Annotated in this window: 15 protein-coding genes; 12 read left to right on the forward strand and 3 right to left on the reverse strand. The window is 50.8% G+C overall.

Translation table 11 applies throughout. The annotated features are described in order from the left end of the window. Positions 1 to 236: 236 nt before the first annotated feature. Positions 237 to 980: an integrase core domain-containing protein gene (locus RIC29_01440; GenBank protein MEQ8733559.1), complete on the forward strand. Its 744-nt coding sequence runs from the start codon at positions 237 to 239 to the stop codon at positions 978 to 980. A 187-nt stretch (positions 981 to 1,167) separates the two neighbouring features. On the opposite strand, the gene RIC29_01445 is transcribed toward RIC29_01440, so the two are convergent. Further along, positions 1,168 to 2,073, reverse strand: coding sequence for a LysR family transcriptional regulator (locus tag RIC29_01445; GenBank protein MEQ8733560.1), 906 nt, complete (start codon positions 2,071 to 2,073; stop codon positions 1,168 to 1,170). Positions 2,074 to 2,202: 129 nt separating this feature from the next. Between RIC29_01445 and RIC29_01450 the strand changes: the two genes are divergently transcribed. Further along, positions 2,203 to 3,123, forward strand: coding sequence for a phytanoyl-CoA dioxygenase family protein (locus tag RIC29_01450; GenBank protein MEQ8733561.1), 921 nt, complete (start codon positions 2,203 to 2,205; stop codon positions 3,121 to 3,123). Between the two features lie 85 nt (positions 3,124 to 3,208). Here RIC29_01450 and RIC29_01455 read toward each other — a convergent pair whose 3' ends face one another. Both RIC29_01455 and RIC29_01460 read right to left on the reverse strand, forming a co-directional pair. Then, entirely contained in the window at positions 3,209 to 4,042 is an 834-nt protein-coding gene (locus RIC29_01455; protein MEQ8733562.1) for an IclR family transcriptional regulator C-terminal domain-containing protein, read from the reverse strand. Between the two features lie 83 nt (positions 4,043 to 4,125). Beyond that, positions 4,126 to 5,118 (reverse strand): alpha/beta hydrolase, encoded by a 993-nt coding sequence (locus tag RIC29_01460; protein MEQ8733563.1) that lies wholly within the window; start codon positions 5,116 to 5,118, stop codon positions 4,126 to 4,128. 223 nt (positions 5,119 to 5,341) lie between these two features. Here RIC29_01460 and RIC29_01465 point away from each other — a divergent pair, with 223 nt between their 5' ends. The 10 genes from RIC29_01465 to RIC29_01510 all read left to right on the forward strand — a co-directional run bounded on the left by RIC29_01465 (position 5,342) and on the right by RIC29_01510 (position 16,746). Beyond that, the gene (locus tag RIC29_01465; GenBank protein MEQ8733564.1) at positions 5,342 to 6,277 is read left to right on the forward strand and encodes a glyoxylate/hydroxypyruvate reductase A; all 936 of its coding nucleotides are present in this window, start codon (positions 5,342 to 5,344) and stop codon (positions 6,275 to 6,277) included. A 13-nt stretch (positions 6,278 to 6,290) separates the two neighbouring features. Continuing rightward, a complete protein-coding gene (locus RIC29_01470; GenBank protein MEQ8733565.1) occupies positions 6,291 to 7,700 on the forward strand; it encodes an FAD-dependent oxidoreductase in 1,410 nt (469 codons plus the stop codon). Between the two features lie 21 nt (positions 7,701 to 7,721). Then, a complete protein-coding gene (locus RIC29_01475) occupies positions 7,722 to 8,615 on the forward strand; it encodes a TauD/TfdA family dioxygenase (protein ID MEQ8733566.1) in 894 nt (297 codons plus the stop codon). 65 nt (positions 8,616 to 8,680) lie between these two features. Beyond that, entirely contained in the window at positions 8,681 to 10,213 is a 1,533-nt protein-coding gene (locus RIC29_01480; GenBank protein ID MEQ8733567.1) for an ABC transporter substrate-binding protein, read from the forward strand. A gap of 232 nt (positions 10,214 to 10,445) precedes the next feature. Next, positions 10,446 to 12,788, forward strand: a complete 2,343-nt coding sequence (locus RIC29_01485) for a TonB-dependent receptor (GenBank protein ID MEQ8733568.1) — start codon at positions 10,446 to 10,448, stop codon at positions 12,786 to 12,788. Positions 12,789 to 13,029: 241 nt separating this feature from the next. Then, positions 13,030 to 14,433: a M24 family metallopeptidase gene (locus RIC29_01490; GenBank protein MEQ8733569.1), complete on the forward strand. Its 1,404-nt coding sequence runs from the start codon at positions 13,030 to 13,032 to the stop codon at positions 14,431 to 14,433. 158 nt (positions 14,434 to 14,591) lie between these two features. Beyond that, a complete protein-coding gene (locus RIC29_01495) occupies positions 14,592 to 15,548 on the forward strand; it encodes an integrase core domain-containing protein (protein ID MEQ8733570.1) in 957 nt (318 codons plus the stop codon). 162 nt (positions 15,549 to 15,710) lie between these two features. Next, positions 15,711 to 16,025: a nucleotidyltransferase domain-containing protein gene (locus RIC29_01500; GenBank protein MEQ8733571.1), complete on the forward strand. Its 315-nt coding sequence runs from the start codon at positions 15,711 to 15,713 to the stop codon at positions 16,023 to 16,025. Further along, complete coding sequence (locus RIC29_01505) at positions 16,018 to 16,443, forward strand: DUF86 domain-containing protein (protein ID MEQ8733572.1); 426 nt, start codon at positions 16,018 to 16,020, stop codon at positions 16,441 to 16,443. The genes RIC29_01500 and RIC29_01505 overlap by 8 nt, the downstream gene beginning before the upstream one ends. A 102-nt stretch (positions 16,444 to 16,545) precedes the next feature. Then, a complete protein-coding gene (locus tag RIC29_01510; GenBank protein MEQ8733573.1) occupies positions 16,546 to 16,746 on the forward strand; it encodes a hypothetical protein in 201 nt (66 codons plus the stop codon). Positions 16,747 to 16,810 lie beyond the last annotated feature (64 nt).

Below are 16,810 nucleotides of genomic sequence, written 5' to 3' on the forward strand. Positions count from 1 at the left end.
CTGTCCTTCCCGAAAACCTCATCCGCTTGAAATAGGTTCGGATCATCTGTAACCAGCTTGAGATGATCCAATTCGTGACGTTTTTCTTGCTGGCAATCTTGGCTCTGGGTAAGACTCAAAAACGTCTTGCAGCAGAGAATATCGCACTGAGGCATCAGGTCTCAGTTTTGAGACGTAAAAATCCTGGGCGCGTCCGGGTATCCAGGCTAGATCGGATATTGCTGAGTTGGCTATCCATGTTGTATCCGTCAGTTATTGAGGCAATTGTCATCGTCAAACCAGAGACGGTGTTGAGATGGCATCGGCACGGTTTCAGAGCGCTTTGGCGCTGGAAGTCCCGCAATCTTGGCGGACGGCCTGTCATTGATCGAGAACTCCGGTACCTCATTAAAACAATGGCGCGGGAAAATCCGCTTTGGGGTGCTCCGCGCATCCATGGCGAACTGCTCAAGCTAAGCTTTGACGTGTCGCAATCTACAGTCAGTAAATACTTCTCTAGAATCTACAGGCCCAGAGGGCAGAGCTGGAAGACATTCATGAGAGGCCACAAGGATGCAATCGCGGCAGTCGACCTTTTCGTGGTGCCGACAGTAGGGTTCAAGCTCCTCTATGGAATCGCGATCCTTCACTTAAACAGGCGAGAGCTTGTTTGGACGAATGCGACCTACAATCCGACTGCGGAATGGATTGCCAATCAGGTCAGCCAAGCGTTCCCCTGGGAGACCGCGCCCCAATATCTCGTGCGTGACCGAGACGCCAGTTACGGCAAAGTATTCAAACGTCGATTAGACTCGATGGGCATTAGAGACCGACCAACAGCATTTAGATCGCCATGGCAAAACGGATATGTTGAGCGCGTCATCGGTTCAATTCGCCGAGAGTGTCTTGATCACAAAATTCTCTTCGGTGAGGCCACTTGCGGCGAACTCTTAAGAACTATGCCCGATACTACAATCGTACCCGGACGCATCTGTCCTTAGAGAAAGATTCCCCTACTTCAAGGCCGGTCGAGCGAGAAGGTGACATCGTTGAATGCCCCCATCTTGGTGGATTACATCACGAATATCGGCGGATGATGTAAAAAGAAGGCGCAGGCCGCGAATGAACAGGCGCGAGGCGAATTGATGAAACGGCCTCTGTTCTAGTGCAGTGCAATTCTAAACTTGACTAAATTTTCGCGGCCGTTTCTCGAATAACGCCTATCAAAGTCTGTGCTGCTGTCGTTAGCATTCCCTGAGCAGGGTAAGCGATCCCTATTGAAGATTTGATAGAAAAGCTTTTTTGCTCAATTCTTACCATTCTACCGAAATCTAATGCAGGCTGGGCGAACGGATCGGGCATCACGCATAGAAAGCTGGACCCGCAAGCCAATTCACGAATTAGATCAAAAGAATTAGTGACCATTGAAACCTGAGGGTGCTTGATTTTCTGTTTATCAAATGCCGCGAACAACCACGTAGGCGTTGTAAAGATACTCAGTAGCCAATCGAATTCGGCACATTCATTGAGAGAAACATCAGAGCACCCTGCCAATGGATGGTCACTCGCTACATAGATGCTGGATGAAAACTCTAGAACTGGTTCAATTTTTAAATTGGAGAATGAATTCAACTCTGAATTCAGTAGAACCAGTCCGAAATCCCACAAAGCGCCGTCAATCGCCTGATTTATTTCTTCAACGTTATGGGTTGATACCCTGATATCCACCTTTACGCCGGGGTGTCGACGATGAAACTCAATGAGAGCTTTGTTGCCTAGAAAGGTCGATAAAACGGCACTCATGCCTATGGTGACCGCCCCCCCGCTTAAGCCTGTTAGATGGCGCGCATCTTCAAACGCTCTTTCTGATTCCCTCAAGGTTGAGCGAATTCTCCGTGCGAATACTTGGCCAGCAGCGGTTACGTTTACACCTTTTGGGCCTCGTTCTAGTAAAGCAGTACCTACTTCTTCCTCCAAGGTTTTAACCGCCATGGATACTGAGGGCTGAGAGACATTTAGGGCGCGTGCCGCTGAGCTAAACCCGCCATGTTCCGTAACTGCTAAGAAGTATTTGAAGTGTCGTAAATCAGTCATTTTGGATCTCATTCTACCTATCAATAACAACTATAACATATTCACTCATTATATTTGACGCCTTTAGGTGTTTAAGGCTTCTTAGAGGTCGTAAATACCCATATGCATTGCTACGTGAGAGATAAAACAATGAATAAGCAACCGCTTCAGCCAGTCACTCAGGACCATATCGATACGTACGAGCGTGACGGGGTCGTGCTTCTGCAGGGGATGATTGACCAGGAGTGGGTCGAGCGTCTGACTTCTGCGTGGTTCAGAATGCGCACGGAAATCATCGAAGGTAAGCCCACCAATCACTTGCCCCAATGGATGCTCGAACAGGACCCTCTTTTGGCTGCAGAAGTCGAGGTCATGAATTCGAATGAAACGATGAGAAAGCGGATTGAGAGTAAGGTGCTCGGTGGTAAATATATGCACTTCTGGGATAGAGACTTCTTGGCCTATGCTATGGAGTCCCCAGCAGCAGAGATTGTTGGTCGCGTCATGAATTCGGACATGGTTCGTTTTTATTGGGATCAATTATTCGTCAAGGGCGCTAGCAATGATGCGATAACGTATTGGCATACAGACTACGCTGCGTGGCCCTGCAGTGGGCAAATGCTACCATCGTTTTGGTTGGCGCTTACTCCTATTGAGAAAGGCGTTAGCAGTCTAGAGTTCATAGCCGGTAGCCATAAAGATGAAACACTGCAGTGGCCGCGCACACTAAACGCGAGTCATTTGGAGCGCCCTGCTGATCGTCCAGATTTTATTGATTACGAAAGTTATCGTAACGATCCCGATGTAAAATTCCTATCTTTTGATATGAATCCTGGAGATGCCGTTCTCATTCATCCGCGTACTTATCATGGGGCTGGGGCAAATCCACACCCGACACGAGACCGTATTGCTCTGACAACACGCTGGCTTGGCGACGATATAACTTGGGACCCTCGACCCGAGTGCGTCAATACGCCCGGCCTACCCCTCAGTAAGATGGCCAAGGGAACGCCACCGAACGACGACGACTTGTTTCCCATTGCATGGCGTCGTTCGTCTTTGACCGCTTGAACACCAAGGAGTTATTGCAAGGAGCCTTTGTCTTAAAGGCACTGTTTAACTCAGCACGTTGAGCATGGCTGTGTCTAAAACGTATTCAAGACTCCAGGGCATCAAATTCCAGGCCTATTGAACGTGCGGCTTCTTTCAAAGTCGGTAAGTATCGGTCAACCCCCTGCTTAAAGGACATGGCTGATGAAAAGTACCGGAGTGCTAAAACTGCAAAGACGCGGGACTTCGAAAACACTGGAACAGCCAGGGCAGTAATCCGGTGTCCTCCGTCATGAATAGCGTAACCTTCTTTGCGGATGTGAGCCATTTGGTTCTTAAGCATGGCACCGCTAGGAAGGGACGTTTCCTGGTTATCTCGCATAGATTTCCTAGCGAGTTCTATCAGAAAATCACGGTCTTTTTCCTCGCAGAATGCCAGATAAACAAGTCCGCCAGCGGTCGTAAGCATTGGCATGCGGGCGCCGATTGTCATGTAGTGGAGGGAGGTTGGACTTTGAGCATCTGTTGTGGCTCTGACGATCATTGTAGCACCGTGTGGAGTAACAAGTGATAGTGGCCACGTTTCGGTGTTATCTAAATTTTCCATAATGGGCACCGCGGTTTTCCAAACCCACTTCTCCTGTGACATCCCTTCGCTCAGGCCTAAGACGGTTGGCTCCAGCCAATAGATTCCGCTGCTTTCGTCTCGACCGACGTACCCTCCTTCACGCAAAGTTTCTAGCAGTCGATAGGTTGTGCCTCTGGTGGCACCGATCAACTTTGCGACGGCATTGGTGTTCAGGCATTGGTAAGTGTTGAGGACTTCAATGACCCGCAGGCCCTTGAGCAGCGAGTTTACCCTATTTTTATTGGCTTTCGCCGCCTCGCTGCTTTCAAGAGGGTTCCAGCTTGGGTGGGGGTCGAGAGGCTTCTTCGCCATGGTTAGGCCTGACTTCTCTTTTTTCTACACGGCACTATAGCCCAAACGCTCAAAGTCTTGGACTCGCTATGGTGTCGCGCGGATTACTGAAAGCCATTGTCGCTGCTTGCACCTGTTGTCGTTTCCCCAAGCTGTGAAGACATGAGAAAGTCTTTTGCCATAGCGCCGGTTTCTTGTCCTTTTTCGATGGGAAGGAAGTGACCACCATCTTGTATCAAGTGAAATGTTGGAACGGTCGACGAAAACATATCTTCCATTGCCCGCTGGTCTTCGAGAGCCAAGGCACTGTTTGTTTGCGATGCAATAATGAGTGTCGGCGCGGAAATGGATCCTATAAGTCTGCTGATTTCCTCTACGTCGCGCTTTGCACCGGCACTGACAATTCGGGAACGTTCGGCCTTACCCTCACGATTGTTGAACGCCGCGTATTCTGCAATCAGTTCATCCGTGACTCGCGAAGGATCAAAAAAGATGATTTCCTCAAGCCAAACTCTGAAATAGAGCTCGGGCTGATATCCGCCTAGCAGGCCACCAACCCAAAATAAGGCTCTTAAGCGGGTCGATAGTTCGGGCGAGTCCTGCGGGAGCACTGGCGTATTGACCAGCAGCAGGTGGGTCACGCGTTCAGGATGTTTGGCGGCGTAGCGATAGGCAACGACTGCGCCGCGAGAGGTGCCGCCGAGGGCAAATTCTTCAAGTCCAAGCTCATCGGCCAACATAGCTATCAATTCACCACTTCGGTCATGGCCGTGTTGTCCAGACGGGTCTGGGCCTGACAAACCCTCGGGAGGGTTGTCTATACGGATCACCCGGTAGTCAGCTTTGAGGGCCTCTGTCCAAGCATTCCACATATTGAGGTTGCCAAAGGCCCCGTGGATTAGAATGACCGGCGGCCCGGACCCTTCATCTTTATAACGAAGCGGAACCCCATCAATAGTGATGAATTGAGAACCATCATTGGCATACCGTTCCCGAAGCACCTCGTCGGAATGGAAGAAAAACCCGAGCCTGGCTGCCACGATAACAACCGCGACTAAAAAACCTAAGGCGGCGAGCAAAAGGGCGAGAGTTTTCATGTGAACAACCTTTTACAACTGGCAAACTGGATTTGCGACGTGCGTATTGGAAGTTGTTCTACAGTAACCAAGAACAGCTTTGGCGATTGCATACAATGGCGCCTGCGCTCGGATACCGGGCTTGGTCGCTCCCTGTGAGTGACTTATTATCTCTGCTTTGCATAACTGAATGACAATGAGGCCAAAATGAAACGGGCCGATAAAATAGAAAAAGGTTTTAAGTATGACCGTAATCGCACTCCATTTGCCTGACATGATACCGCAGTGGTGGCTCGATACTTTGGCAGAGGGCTTGCCCGAGTGCATTCTCAAAAGATGGCCTAAAGAAATAGGCGACAAGTCTGAAGTCGACTATGTGATTACTCTCAAACCTGAGCCAAATTCGCTCAGTGATTATCCAAGCCTAAAAGCAATTTTCGCAACTTCTGCTGGGGTTGATCATTTTATCGAAGATAATACGTTGCCAGCGAGCATCCCGCTTTGCCGGCTTACCAATCCTGAATTATCGGCGCGGATGTCCGAGTATGTCCTGCTGCATGTTCTCAGGTTTCACCGTCACCTAGCTGAATACCAAAACTTACAGTCAGAGAAAAAGTGGTCTCCAATTCAGCAGAAGGCGGCGTCTGATTCTACGGTTGGTATTATGGGTCTGGGCGCGTTGGGTCTTGATGCTGCTCAAAAACTCAGAACGGTCGGGTTTAAAGTGCATAGCTGGAGCCAGTCGCAAAAACACGAAGAGGGTATCAAGAGTTATTTCGGGGATGATCAACTCTCCGGCTTTCTCAATACGTCCGACTATCTTGTGTGTTTTCTTCCCCTGACAGATAAAACACGCGGTATCCTTAATCGCAAAACCCTCGCCGAGTTACCCGATGGAGCCATTGTTATCAACGTAGGCCGCGGTGCTTGTCTGGTAGAAACTGACATTATAACTGCTTTGGATGATGGCAAGCTAGCGGGCGCAGTACTCGATGTTTTTGGAACCGAACCGCTTCCGGCTGAGCATCCTTTTTGGAAGCATCCCAAAGTTACAGTAACGCCTCATGTATCAACGGTTACGCATCCGCGGATGCTAGGGCCGTACATTCGCGAGAATATTGCCCGTATCGAAGGCGGTCAGATACCGCTCAACGTTATTGATCGCTTGAACGGATATTGAGGTATCGCAATTAATGACGATTTTGGCACCTAAGGAAGCCGCGTTTGTTGGGGACGTAAACGTCCTCATTATCGGGGGTGGTGGCTGTGGCTTATGCGCGGCGCTTGCAGTCCGCGATGCTGGAGGAGACGCTTTGGTGCTAGAACGTGATGCTACAGCTCTAGGCAGCACGGCAATGTCTACCGGGCTTATTCCAGCTGCTGGGACAAGATTCCAAGCTGAGAAGGGTATTGCCGATTCACCTGAGAAGTTTGTCGGGGATATTCTAAAGAAAACGCACGGCCAAACTGATACAAGCATGGCTAGGCACTTGGCAGAGGAATCAGTTCCGACATTGGATTGGCTAGTGGATCACCACGCTGTCCCTCTGTCGCTCGTGGAGTCCTTTGATTTTCCTGGTCATTCGATGCGCAGAATGCATGGAACGCCCAATAGAACCGGCGCTGAACTGATGGGCGCGCTTCACAATGCAGTATCAGGTAGCGGCGCTGATGTGATCACCCAGGCACCAGCAACAGCGTTGTTTGCCGAAGATGACGGAACCATAAAAGGGGTTCGTGTGGAACGTGCCGATGGAACCACTGAAGATATCGGTTGTGGCGCCTTAGTGCTGGCCTGTAGTGGTTTTGCCGGAAACTCGAAATTGGTGGAGCAACACATCCCTGCAATTCAAGATGCCCTGTTCTTTGGGCATCCGGGAAATAAAGGTGATGCGCTTAATTGGGGGCTCAAGCTCGGTGCCGAAGTGGCAGACGTGAGTTCTTATCAGGGTCATGGCTCTGTTGCTGGAGATCATGGCGTATCGATTATGTGGGCTCATATTACGCTTGGCGGCATTCAAGTGAATGCCAGCGGCAGACGTTTTTCCAATGAAGCCCTAGGATATTCTGAACAAGCAGCTCATGTTACTGCCCAGCACGGTGGGTTCGTCTGGAGCATTTACGACGAAGAGATTCACGAGCGGCTCAAGGAGTACGAAGACTATCGTGACGCGCTGGCCACGGGATGCGTGCTTTCAGCGGATACCGTTGAAAGCCTGTGCCGCCAAACGAACCTGCCAGAGTCTTTGAGAAATACTTTAGAAACGGTTGAACAGCTGCGTGTCGGAATAGGCTCCGATGAATGGGGTCGTGATTTTTCAAATTGCAAGCCTTTAAAACCACCGTTTAAAGCGGTGAAAGTGAATGGCGCACTATTTCACACCCAAGGCGGGCTCTGTGTTGACAATAGTGGGCAGGTAAAGAGGCAAGACGGCAGTCTATTCCCTAACCTTTTTGCTGGCGGAGGGGCTGCGCGGAGTATCTCCGGGCCTTCGGCGGACGGTTACCTGTCGGGCAACGGTCTTTTGACGGCAACAACTTATGGCCGTTTGGCAGGTTTTGCTGCAGCGGATCTTGTGAATGGGACTCAAAATGAGATTTGATTTATCTATTGGGAGGTTCGTATGACACTAACGGTGCGTCGACTTGGAAAATCCTTCGCGGCTGAGGTTCGCGGCCTGGATTTGCGCCAGTCTATTGATAAAGAAACTTTTTCGGAACTATACGACCTGTTTCTTTCATATGGTGTTTTGGTTTTACCTGGTCAAGCAGTCTCTGTTGATCAACACCTCGCCTTCGCAAGCCATTTCGGCGAAATATGGACTCTACCAGTCGATGATCCTTCAAAACTGAGAGTAAAGAATGCGGCTATCGACGACGTGTCTAATTTAGACACCAAAGGTGAGATTGCCGGCACAAATTCAGAAAAATATATGTTTGCCCTAGGCAATCAGCTTTGGCACTCGGATCTTTCGTTCAGAGATGTGCCCGCGCAGGCATCTTTGCTTCACGCCGAGGAGATCGCGTTAGTTGGAGGAGAAACTGAATTTGCTGATTTGATAGCGGCATACGATGCGCTGTCCGAAGATATGCGGACTAAAATTGATGGCCTCATCGCCAAACATAGTCTTCTGCACTCACGCCAGCGTATGGGCTACAATAAAATAACAGACGAACAGCGAGCAAAATTTCCCCCAGCGTTTCAGCCACTGGCACGTGTCCATCCTGATACGGGTAAGAAAAATCTTTATATCGGTGCTCATGCCTTCGCAGTCGAGGGACTGCCTGATGAGGAAGGTCAGGCGTTACTTGACCAATTGTTGAAATTCGCGACTGAAGATCGGTTTGTATATCGCCATCGCTGGGCCGTTTATGATCTTGTGATCTGGGATAACCGGCGGGCATTACATCGTGGGCGGCCATACGATGCGGACCGTGAGCGCCGCGTGATGCATCGTGTAACTATTCAAGGTAAAGGCAAGACGGTTCAGAATGGTCAAATTATTGCCGGGATGTGACGCGTGCAGACTCTGATTTTATCAGTCATTGGTATAGGCCTGTCAGTCATCAAGGGGGCATGGTAATGGCAAACTACTTACGACGCTTAGCGGTTCGGTATGCCGCAGTTGTTCATTGCGTTTTAGCACTCTGCATTGCGAGCGCTGGAGCCTCTGCGGAGACACTGCGGGTTGCCAGAGCGGCCGGTCCAGCAGGTTTAGGTAATCCCTTCACCAGCGTTGCACAACCGTCCTCCGGTGTGTGGAGTCTGGTGTTTGACTCTCTGACGATGTTTGATGAGTCTCGCACTTTACAGCCGGGTCTTGCAGTGTCATGGCGAGCTACATCGGAAACGACTTGGGAATTCGACATAAGGCCCGAGGTCCAATTCCATAACGGTCGCACATTAGATGCAACGGCGGCGGCAGAAGCCATCGGACTGTTACTAAAGGAAGAAGCGCGCACATATTATGTTTACCCTAATGTTCAGACGTTATCCGCTGTACGTGCACTTAATGACCTGACAATTGAGATTGAAACGGATGGGCCTGATCCCATTTTACCTCAGCGCCTTTCGCAGTTGATGATTGTGGAGCCTAGGGTTTGGAGTGATTTGGGTCCGGTTGGTTTCTCGCAATCACCCGTCGGAACAGGTCCATATCAGCTAAAAGGCTGGGGGCGTGGCAACACCAAAATCGAGCTTGTTACATTTGAACAGTCTTGGCGGCGCGCGGAGGACATAACGCAGATCGAAATGGTCATTATGCCTGACACTGTTTCGAGATCTCAGGCGCTTCTATCCGGTGTTGTCGATGTCGCAGAGACTGCGAGCCGATCATTCGCAGCAGAAGCGCGCTCGGACATAAAATCATTTTTATATCCGACATTTCAGGTTTCCATGCTGACCTATCGCCTTGTCGGCAATGAGGAGAGCCCACTCATGGACCCCCGGGTTCGTGAGGCACTAACCTACACGGTTAATCGGCAAGCCATAACCGATGTTATTTATGAAGGGGATGTTCACCCAGCTAATCAACCCGTTACGCCAGAAATCATAGGTTTTAACGAAGAATTACCGGCGATTCCCTATGATCTTGAACGGGCGAGGTCTCTTTTAGCGGAGGCCGGGTATCCCGGCGGATTTGCTCTCGAAGCTGAATTTGTAAATGGCTCGACGGACGAAGCATTGCAAATGCTGCAGTTGATAGCTCAGGACATGGCCAGTATAGGCGTTAAACTCAGCCTAAACCCAACAACAATTCAGAATTTCTTTTACCAGTGGCAGAGTGGAGACTGGGGGGATACCGATCTATTCTTGGCGTTGTCGGACGGCAGTGTTTTCTTTGATGCCGTTCGGCCTCTTCGCATACTCTCGTGCGAGAAGCCTAATCCTTTTGTCTGCAATGAAAAGCTAACTCAAAGGCTTGGCGAAATAGAAGGGGACATGGATCTCCACAGGCGAACCGAAAACCTCAAAGCACTGGTTGCTGACGTCGTCGCTGATTACCCTGCTATTTGGTTGACGACGACTTCAACTCGTGTGCTTGCCACGGATCGTGTGGATGAGATGCCGATTCGACCCCAAGGAATCGCGATCGAAAGAATCAAACTGCACTAAGTCAGTCGCAGATTAGGGCAGTGAACGTTACCTATGGCGACTCTAGAGCTAAATTCAATGCGTCGCATCCCTCATAAGATAACGAATAACACCTAATAGGCCGCGGCCAACGGACAGGGCTGGATCGGACTCCGGGCTAGTCTTCGATTCCGCTCGTCGCTATGTAACCAAACAGACATCATTTCCTCACAGACACTTTTCTAATTTCACGAGTCTCGAGAAGGGGAAAGAGATGACTAAGCGCAAAATTGCAACGGCCCTCATCGCGGGCATTACTGTCAGCACTTCAGCTGGTATTGTGCAGGCACAATCAACTGATTCACGACCAGCAGTAGCGCTCGAAGAAATCGTGGTATCGGCCCGTAAACGAGAAGAATCAGTTCTCGATGTCCCGTTTGCTATTACAGCTCTGACGGCTGCTGACCTTGAGGCTAGCAATCTCAAAGACTTAAAGGACGTTCAAAATTTCACGCCGGGGTTCTTTTTCTCTGAATTTGGCGCTGGGCGCGGAGACCGCGGAATCCGTAACTTTGTGCTTCGAGGCATCAACGTTTCAGCGTTCGTCAATGCCAATGATGCTGCCATTGCGTTCGTAGACGGCGCACCGGTTGTCAGCGGAGAAGTCACGTCCTTTACAGAGGTTGAGCGTGTTGAAGTTCTGCGCGGCCCCCAAACCGCCTATTTTGGCCGCAACACTTTTAGCGGTGCGATTAACATTATCACCAAGACACCAGGTGACGAATGGCGCGGTAAAGTCAGTGCTCAATATGCCTCTCCGGGTTCGACGGACCTGGCGTTTACGGTTGAGGGCCCGCTTGTTGAGGGGCGCCTCTCAGCGCGGTTAACCGCCACGCATCTTGACAAGAAAGGTGATTACACAAACTCGGCCGATGGTTCTACGCTTGGTGACCGTCAAACTCGCTCGCTTGCTGGCACATTGTACGCAACACCCAATGAGCAGCTATCGATAAAAGTTTTTGGTGAGTACGCGCGTTTCGACGATGGCACCGGCGCATCAGGACGATTAGACAGCGTTACCCAATCGAATTGCGATGCAAACGGTGGTGGTGCCAACAACTGGTTTTGTGGAGTTGTGCCCGATATTGACACGACCACGCTCGGGTCAAACGCCGCTATCGACGACATTTTTATCGAAAACGTTATCGAACCGTTTTCACTGTTCGATAATTCGTTCATTAAGAAAGCTGGGCTAGCCAAGAAGAACGTGTCACTTCACGGCATCGTTCAGTATGAATTCGCCGATGGATATGCCTTTGAAGCAATCACAGCCTATCATAGTTCGAAATCTATGATTGTGTCCGACGAAAGTACACGCGACACGAAGAATGTTCCTGCCGTTGCAAATCCGTTCCGTGCCTCTAGCCCTTTCAACTTTCTCATTGAGCGAGATTTCAAAGACTTTTCGCAAGAGCTCAGGTTATCCTCTCCGCAGGATCACTCTCTGCGGTGGACAGCGGGCGCCACGTACGTCCATCCTAAAATTATTGCAAGTTCAGTGTCGGGCGAGCTTGATTTGGCTCAACCGTTTCGCCAGTTCAGTACTTTTCCTACGTTTACGTCAGATACATATGGCTTTTTCGGTGGCGTCTACTATGACATCACCGATGACTTCACCATAAGTGCGGAGGCCCGGTATCAGATTGATGATGTCACGGTCGACGTCCCTGGTTTGGAGGAAACTTTCAAGAGCCTTGCGCCGCGGGTGACTCTTGAGTACCGGCCTAACGAAGACTGGAATTTGTTTGTTAACTGGGCCCGAGGGTACCGGCCGGGGGCGTTTAACGCGCGGCTCTTGACTTTGGCACCCGATGTCGCAGCTGAAATTGTCCGTCAGACAGGTGCTCAAGTCGGAATCGACGAGGAGTCGATGGACATGTACGAGGTGGGCGCTAAAGGGTCATTTTGGGACCGTCGAGGCACTCTGAGCGTGGTTGGGTACACAGGTAAAATTTCGAATCAGCAAATCACAAGTACGGCATTCGTTGATATCAATAACACTGGATCGATCAGTGGGCTTCAGGTTGTCAATAATGCCGGCAGTACCGACCTGATGGGTGTTGAAGCCGAAGCCGCGTTGGTGTTCCCGGTAGCAGAGTCTGATGAGTTGCTGCTCAATGGCTCGTTCGCATGGAATGATGTTGAGTTCGAAGAATACTTCTGCTCGACATGCGTTCTCTATTCCAGCACGGGTGACGTTGCAGGTAACAGGTTTCCCAAAGCTCCTGCCTATACGGCAACCCTGACTGGAACCTATTCACATCCATTGCAATCTGGTTTGGAACTCTATGGGCGCGCCGAATACATCTATACAGGCAGTTTCTTCGCAACAGAGGCTAATCTTGCAAGATCCGGTAGTGCCAATCGTGTGAACTTAAGGGTTGGTTTAATAGCAGATGATTGGTCCGTCGAAGGGTTCGTTTCGAATCTAACGAACGATGATACAGTTCTGTCGATCGAGCGTCAGGGCGATCCAAGGAACCCGGGCCGTCAAACAGTCGCGTTTGGCCTACCTGACAAGCGGAACTACGGCATCCGAGTCAAATATGAATTCTAGCTCGCCGGGGTCAATCAACTTTTGATCGGGTTGCTATCCGAATATCAAGGTGTTCTCTATCCTCTCCCCAAAAGAGGAGGCTGGCTGCAGGTCAACTCTCCAGACCTGCAGCCAGTAATTTGGTTTTTTTACAGCTTATCAGATATTGCGGCTAGTTGATCGGCGCTGAGCTAGAAGGGACAACCGCTATGCACCAATGAAAAGTTGCTTTGTACGTGTGCTTGATTGCAGGATTTAAGAAATGAATACGACTGACTCACCTAAGAAAATTAACGACCTGCCTCCATCACGTCAGGATTCCTCTGCTGGTGTGCGGGTCGGTCATGCGAAGGCCAGTGATTTGAATTTCGACAAATGGCGTAATCCTGAACTTATCAGGCACACCAAGTCAGCAGATAGGCTGGTCAACCTTGAACGCGCCTATGAGGTGATGGACCGAAATGGGTTGGCTGGAATTGTCGCTTCGACGCCCTTGAACATCTACTATCTATCTAGCCATGGCGGAATCACGCAATGGATGGGCCGCCCATTCACGTCCTTCGCATTCCTGCCCCGGGACGAAAACGCTTCTCCCGCGCTGATTATGCCGCATTTCAATCTTTATCACCTCGACTATCGCCCAACGTGGATGCCGTCAGTGCAGCCTTATTCGATGCCTTTGCTGAGTGAGGATGGGCAACTGGAATGGGATGATGAGGGAAGTCTTCGCGCAACACAGAGCGCCAGTATATGGCCAGTACGCGAGGGTTCTCTGAATAAGCGTGATCACACGCTCTTGGCCATCTTTGCGGAATACCAAGGGAAGATGAGTGCGAATGCGATTTACGCACTCAAGAAAGCGATTGTCGAAGGTGGAGCCAAGGGTGGGGCCGTTGGATTCGATGACCCCCGCCTCGGTCACTGGCTCAAAGATGCCGGGTTATCTGAGATGAGCACGGTTGATGCGACGAACATATTTAAAGAAATTCGAATGGTGAAGACGTCGCCAGAGGTTGAGCTCCTAAGAGCAGCTGCCGTAAAGAATGAAGAGGCCCTTGATTACGCTATCGAGCAGATTGCTCCGGGCGTTCCGTTGTCTGAAGTCGAAAGAGCGCATGCCCAAAAGTGGGGAGAACTGGACGGCCGCGGAAAGTGGCTGATCGCCAATATCAATGGATTGAATTCCGGTGAAGTTGAAGTAGGCGACTTTATGAAGCTCGACAGTGTTGGCGTTTATCGCGGCTATCATGGCGATGTCGGGCGCACGGTTATGGTGGGATATCCACCTGACGAACTTGTTAGGCGCATTGAGGCCGACACCAAGTGTGCAAAAGTCGTTTATGACTCCATCCGCCCAGGAATGCTGTTCTCCGAAGCGACGTCGATCTTTATATCTCTGATGAAAGATGAAGGCTTTGCCGCGATGGCTGCTCCTCATAATGTTGGGCTCGAACACACAGACCAGCCGTTTACTGCCCTTGGCCATATTCCGGAATCCGTCGGCAATGATTTTACGTTCGAGAACGGCACAGTGTTCACGCTCGATATGCCCCACAATGAGATTGGCTGGGGAACGACTCACGTAGAGGATATGATGCTCGTTCATGAGAATGGGTGCGAGGCGCTGTCATCAATGGATACTAGTCTACGCATTCGCCCAGCCTAGGGCGCTGTCAGACTAACTTAGGTGGCTCAATAAGAAGCGGTACCCTAGTTTTTCAGGCAGCTAACTCACCCCATTCGCATAGAGCGGCTGCACGATCCTGTCCTTCCCGAAAACCTCATCCGCTTGAAATATGCGGCGATCATCTATAACCCGGAAAGATGATCGAATTTGCGGGCCTCTTACTTCTTAGTCTCACTGCGCTGTTCAAAAGCCCGCAACGGCTGGCCGCAGAGAATGTCGTGCTGAGGCATCAAGTGTCGGTTTTGAGGCGGAAGCATCCGGGTCGTGTCCGGGTTTCCCGCATTGATCGGTTGTTTCTGAGTTGGCTGACAAAGGTATTCCCTTCAGTTCTTGACGCCATTGTCATTGTGAAGCCTGAGACAGTCTTGCGATGGCATCGGCACGGGTTCAGTGTGCTTTGGCGCTGGAAATCCCGCAAGTTTGGTGGTCGGCCCGTCATTGATAGCGAGATGCGCGATCTCATCAAGATGATAGCCCGCGACAATCCGCTATGGGGTGCTCCACGCATCCATGGAGAGTTGCTGAAACTGGGTTTTGACGTCTCCGAGTCCACGGTGAGCAAGTACCTCACCAAGTTTTACAGGCCTAGCGGACAAAGCTGGAAAACATTCATTAAGAACCACTCAGATGCGATCGTGGGGGTGGATTTATTTGTCGTGCCAACAGTGGGCTTCAAGCTTCTCTATGGAATAGCGATTCTACACTTAAGAAGCCGCAAACTTGTTTGGACCAACGCTACCTATCATCCCACAGCGGAGTGGATTGCCAATCAAGTCACCCAAGCCTTTCCCTGGGAGACTGCGCCGCAGTACCTCATTCGCGACCGAGATGCCAGCTATGGCAAGGTATTCAAGAGACGGTTAGGCTCAATGGGCATAAGGGACCGACCAACCTCATTCAGATCGCCTTGGCAAAACGGTTATGTCGAGCGTGTTATCGGGTCGATCCGCCGAGAATGTCTGGATCACAAAATTATCTTCGGCGAGGCTCACTTGCGCCGAACACTGAAGAATTATGCCCGATACTACAATTGGGCTCGGACGCATCTATCTCTCGATAAAAACTCCCCGATTCCAAGGCCTGTTGAGGCATGATGGTGCTATCGCCAAGCGTCAGCACCTCGGCGGATTACACCACGAGTACCGGCGGATGAGGTAAAAACGAGGGACAGTGAATGAAGTTCTGGAAAACGTCACCGTTCAGAGCAAAACGTGTTAAGTTGAGGTGTCGTATAAGTCAAAATTCATGGAATAGCTATGCACGCTGATATTGCAGCCAAACGCTCAGATTTGATCGCTCTTTGCCGCCAATTCGGCGTTGCTCGTTTCGAGGTGTTTGGCTCAGCTGCGCGCGGAAACGACTTCGATACCGAACACAGCGATGCGGATTTTCTCGTCACCTTTGAGCCAGAGACTCGCAATGACCTCGCTGTCTTCATCGACTTCAAGGACGCGTTGGAAGCGCTGCTGGGTCGTCCTGTAGATCTTGTCGAACGCGAAGCCGTCGAGTCTAGCCGAAATCATATCCGCCGGAACGCCATTCTCGCTGGAGCCCAAGCCATCCATGGCTAGTGAGTCGGGACAGGCTCCGCCCGGTGGCGGTGCGCCTGGCTCCAAACCGCCGGGCGAGCAAAGAAACCCGGATATTCAAGATGACCGTGACACTGCCTTGCTACTCGATATGCTACTGGCTGCCCGCGATGCCCGGGCCTTTGTCGCAGGCTTGGATGAAACTGTTTTCCTGACTAGCCGTCTACATCAGAATGCCGTCATCCGGTCGCTTGAGGTGATTGGTGAGGCTGCCGGGCGCGTCTCGCCCGCCACCGTCGCGGCACATCCCGACATTTCATGGCGTGAGATAACGGGCATGCGTCACCGCCTTATCCATGGCTACGGCGATGTTCGGCTTGATCTGGTCTGGACCATTGTCCGCGATCATTTGCCGCCGCTGATCGACGGCCTCACCAGGCTGCTTCCCGAAGGCGGATGAGGTAAACAGATGAGACACGTATATCTTTTCGCTCATGAACTTTCCGGCGATCTCGTGTTAAGTTACTACCGTAGTAACAGCGATGCAGTGCCCGGAGCCGTTATGAACGCTAATACCCAGTCGTTAATCGATAAGATCAATGCATTACCGTCTGAACGCATTGATGAAGTTAAAGACTTCGTGGATTTCATCTCTGTCCGGGCTCAAGGCGGTACGCTCAGGAGAGCATCAGTTGCGGCTAGTGCTCGGGCATTTGAACGTGTCTGGGATAATCCTGAAGACGGCGTATACGATGCCCTTTAAGCTTGGCGGATTAGGCACGTCAGGTTTAGTTATGAATTTGGAAATACGACCCCAATCGATCAAC

The sequence above is a fragment of the Rhodospirillaceae bacterium genome, from assembly GCA_040219235.1.
In the GTDB taxonomy this organism is placed as follows: Bacteria; Pseudomonadota; Alphaproteobacteria; order Rhodospirillales; family Rhodospirillaceae; genus WLXB01.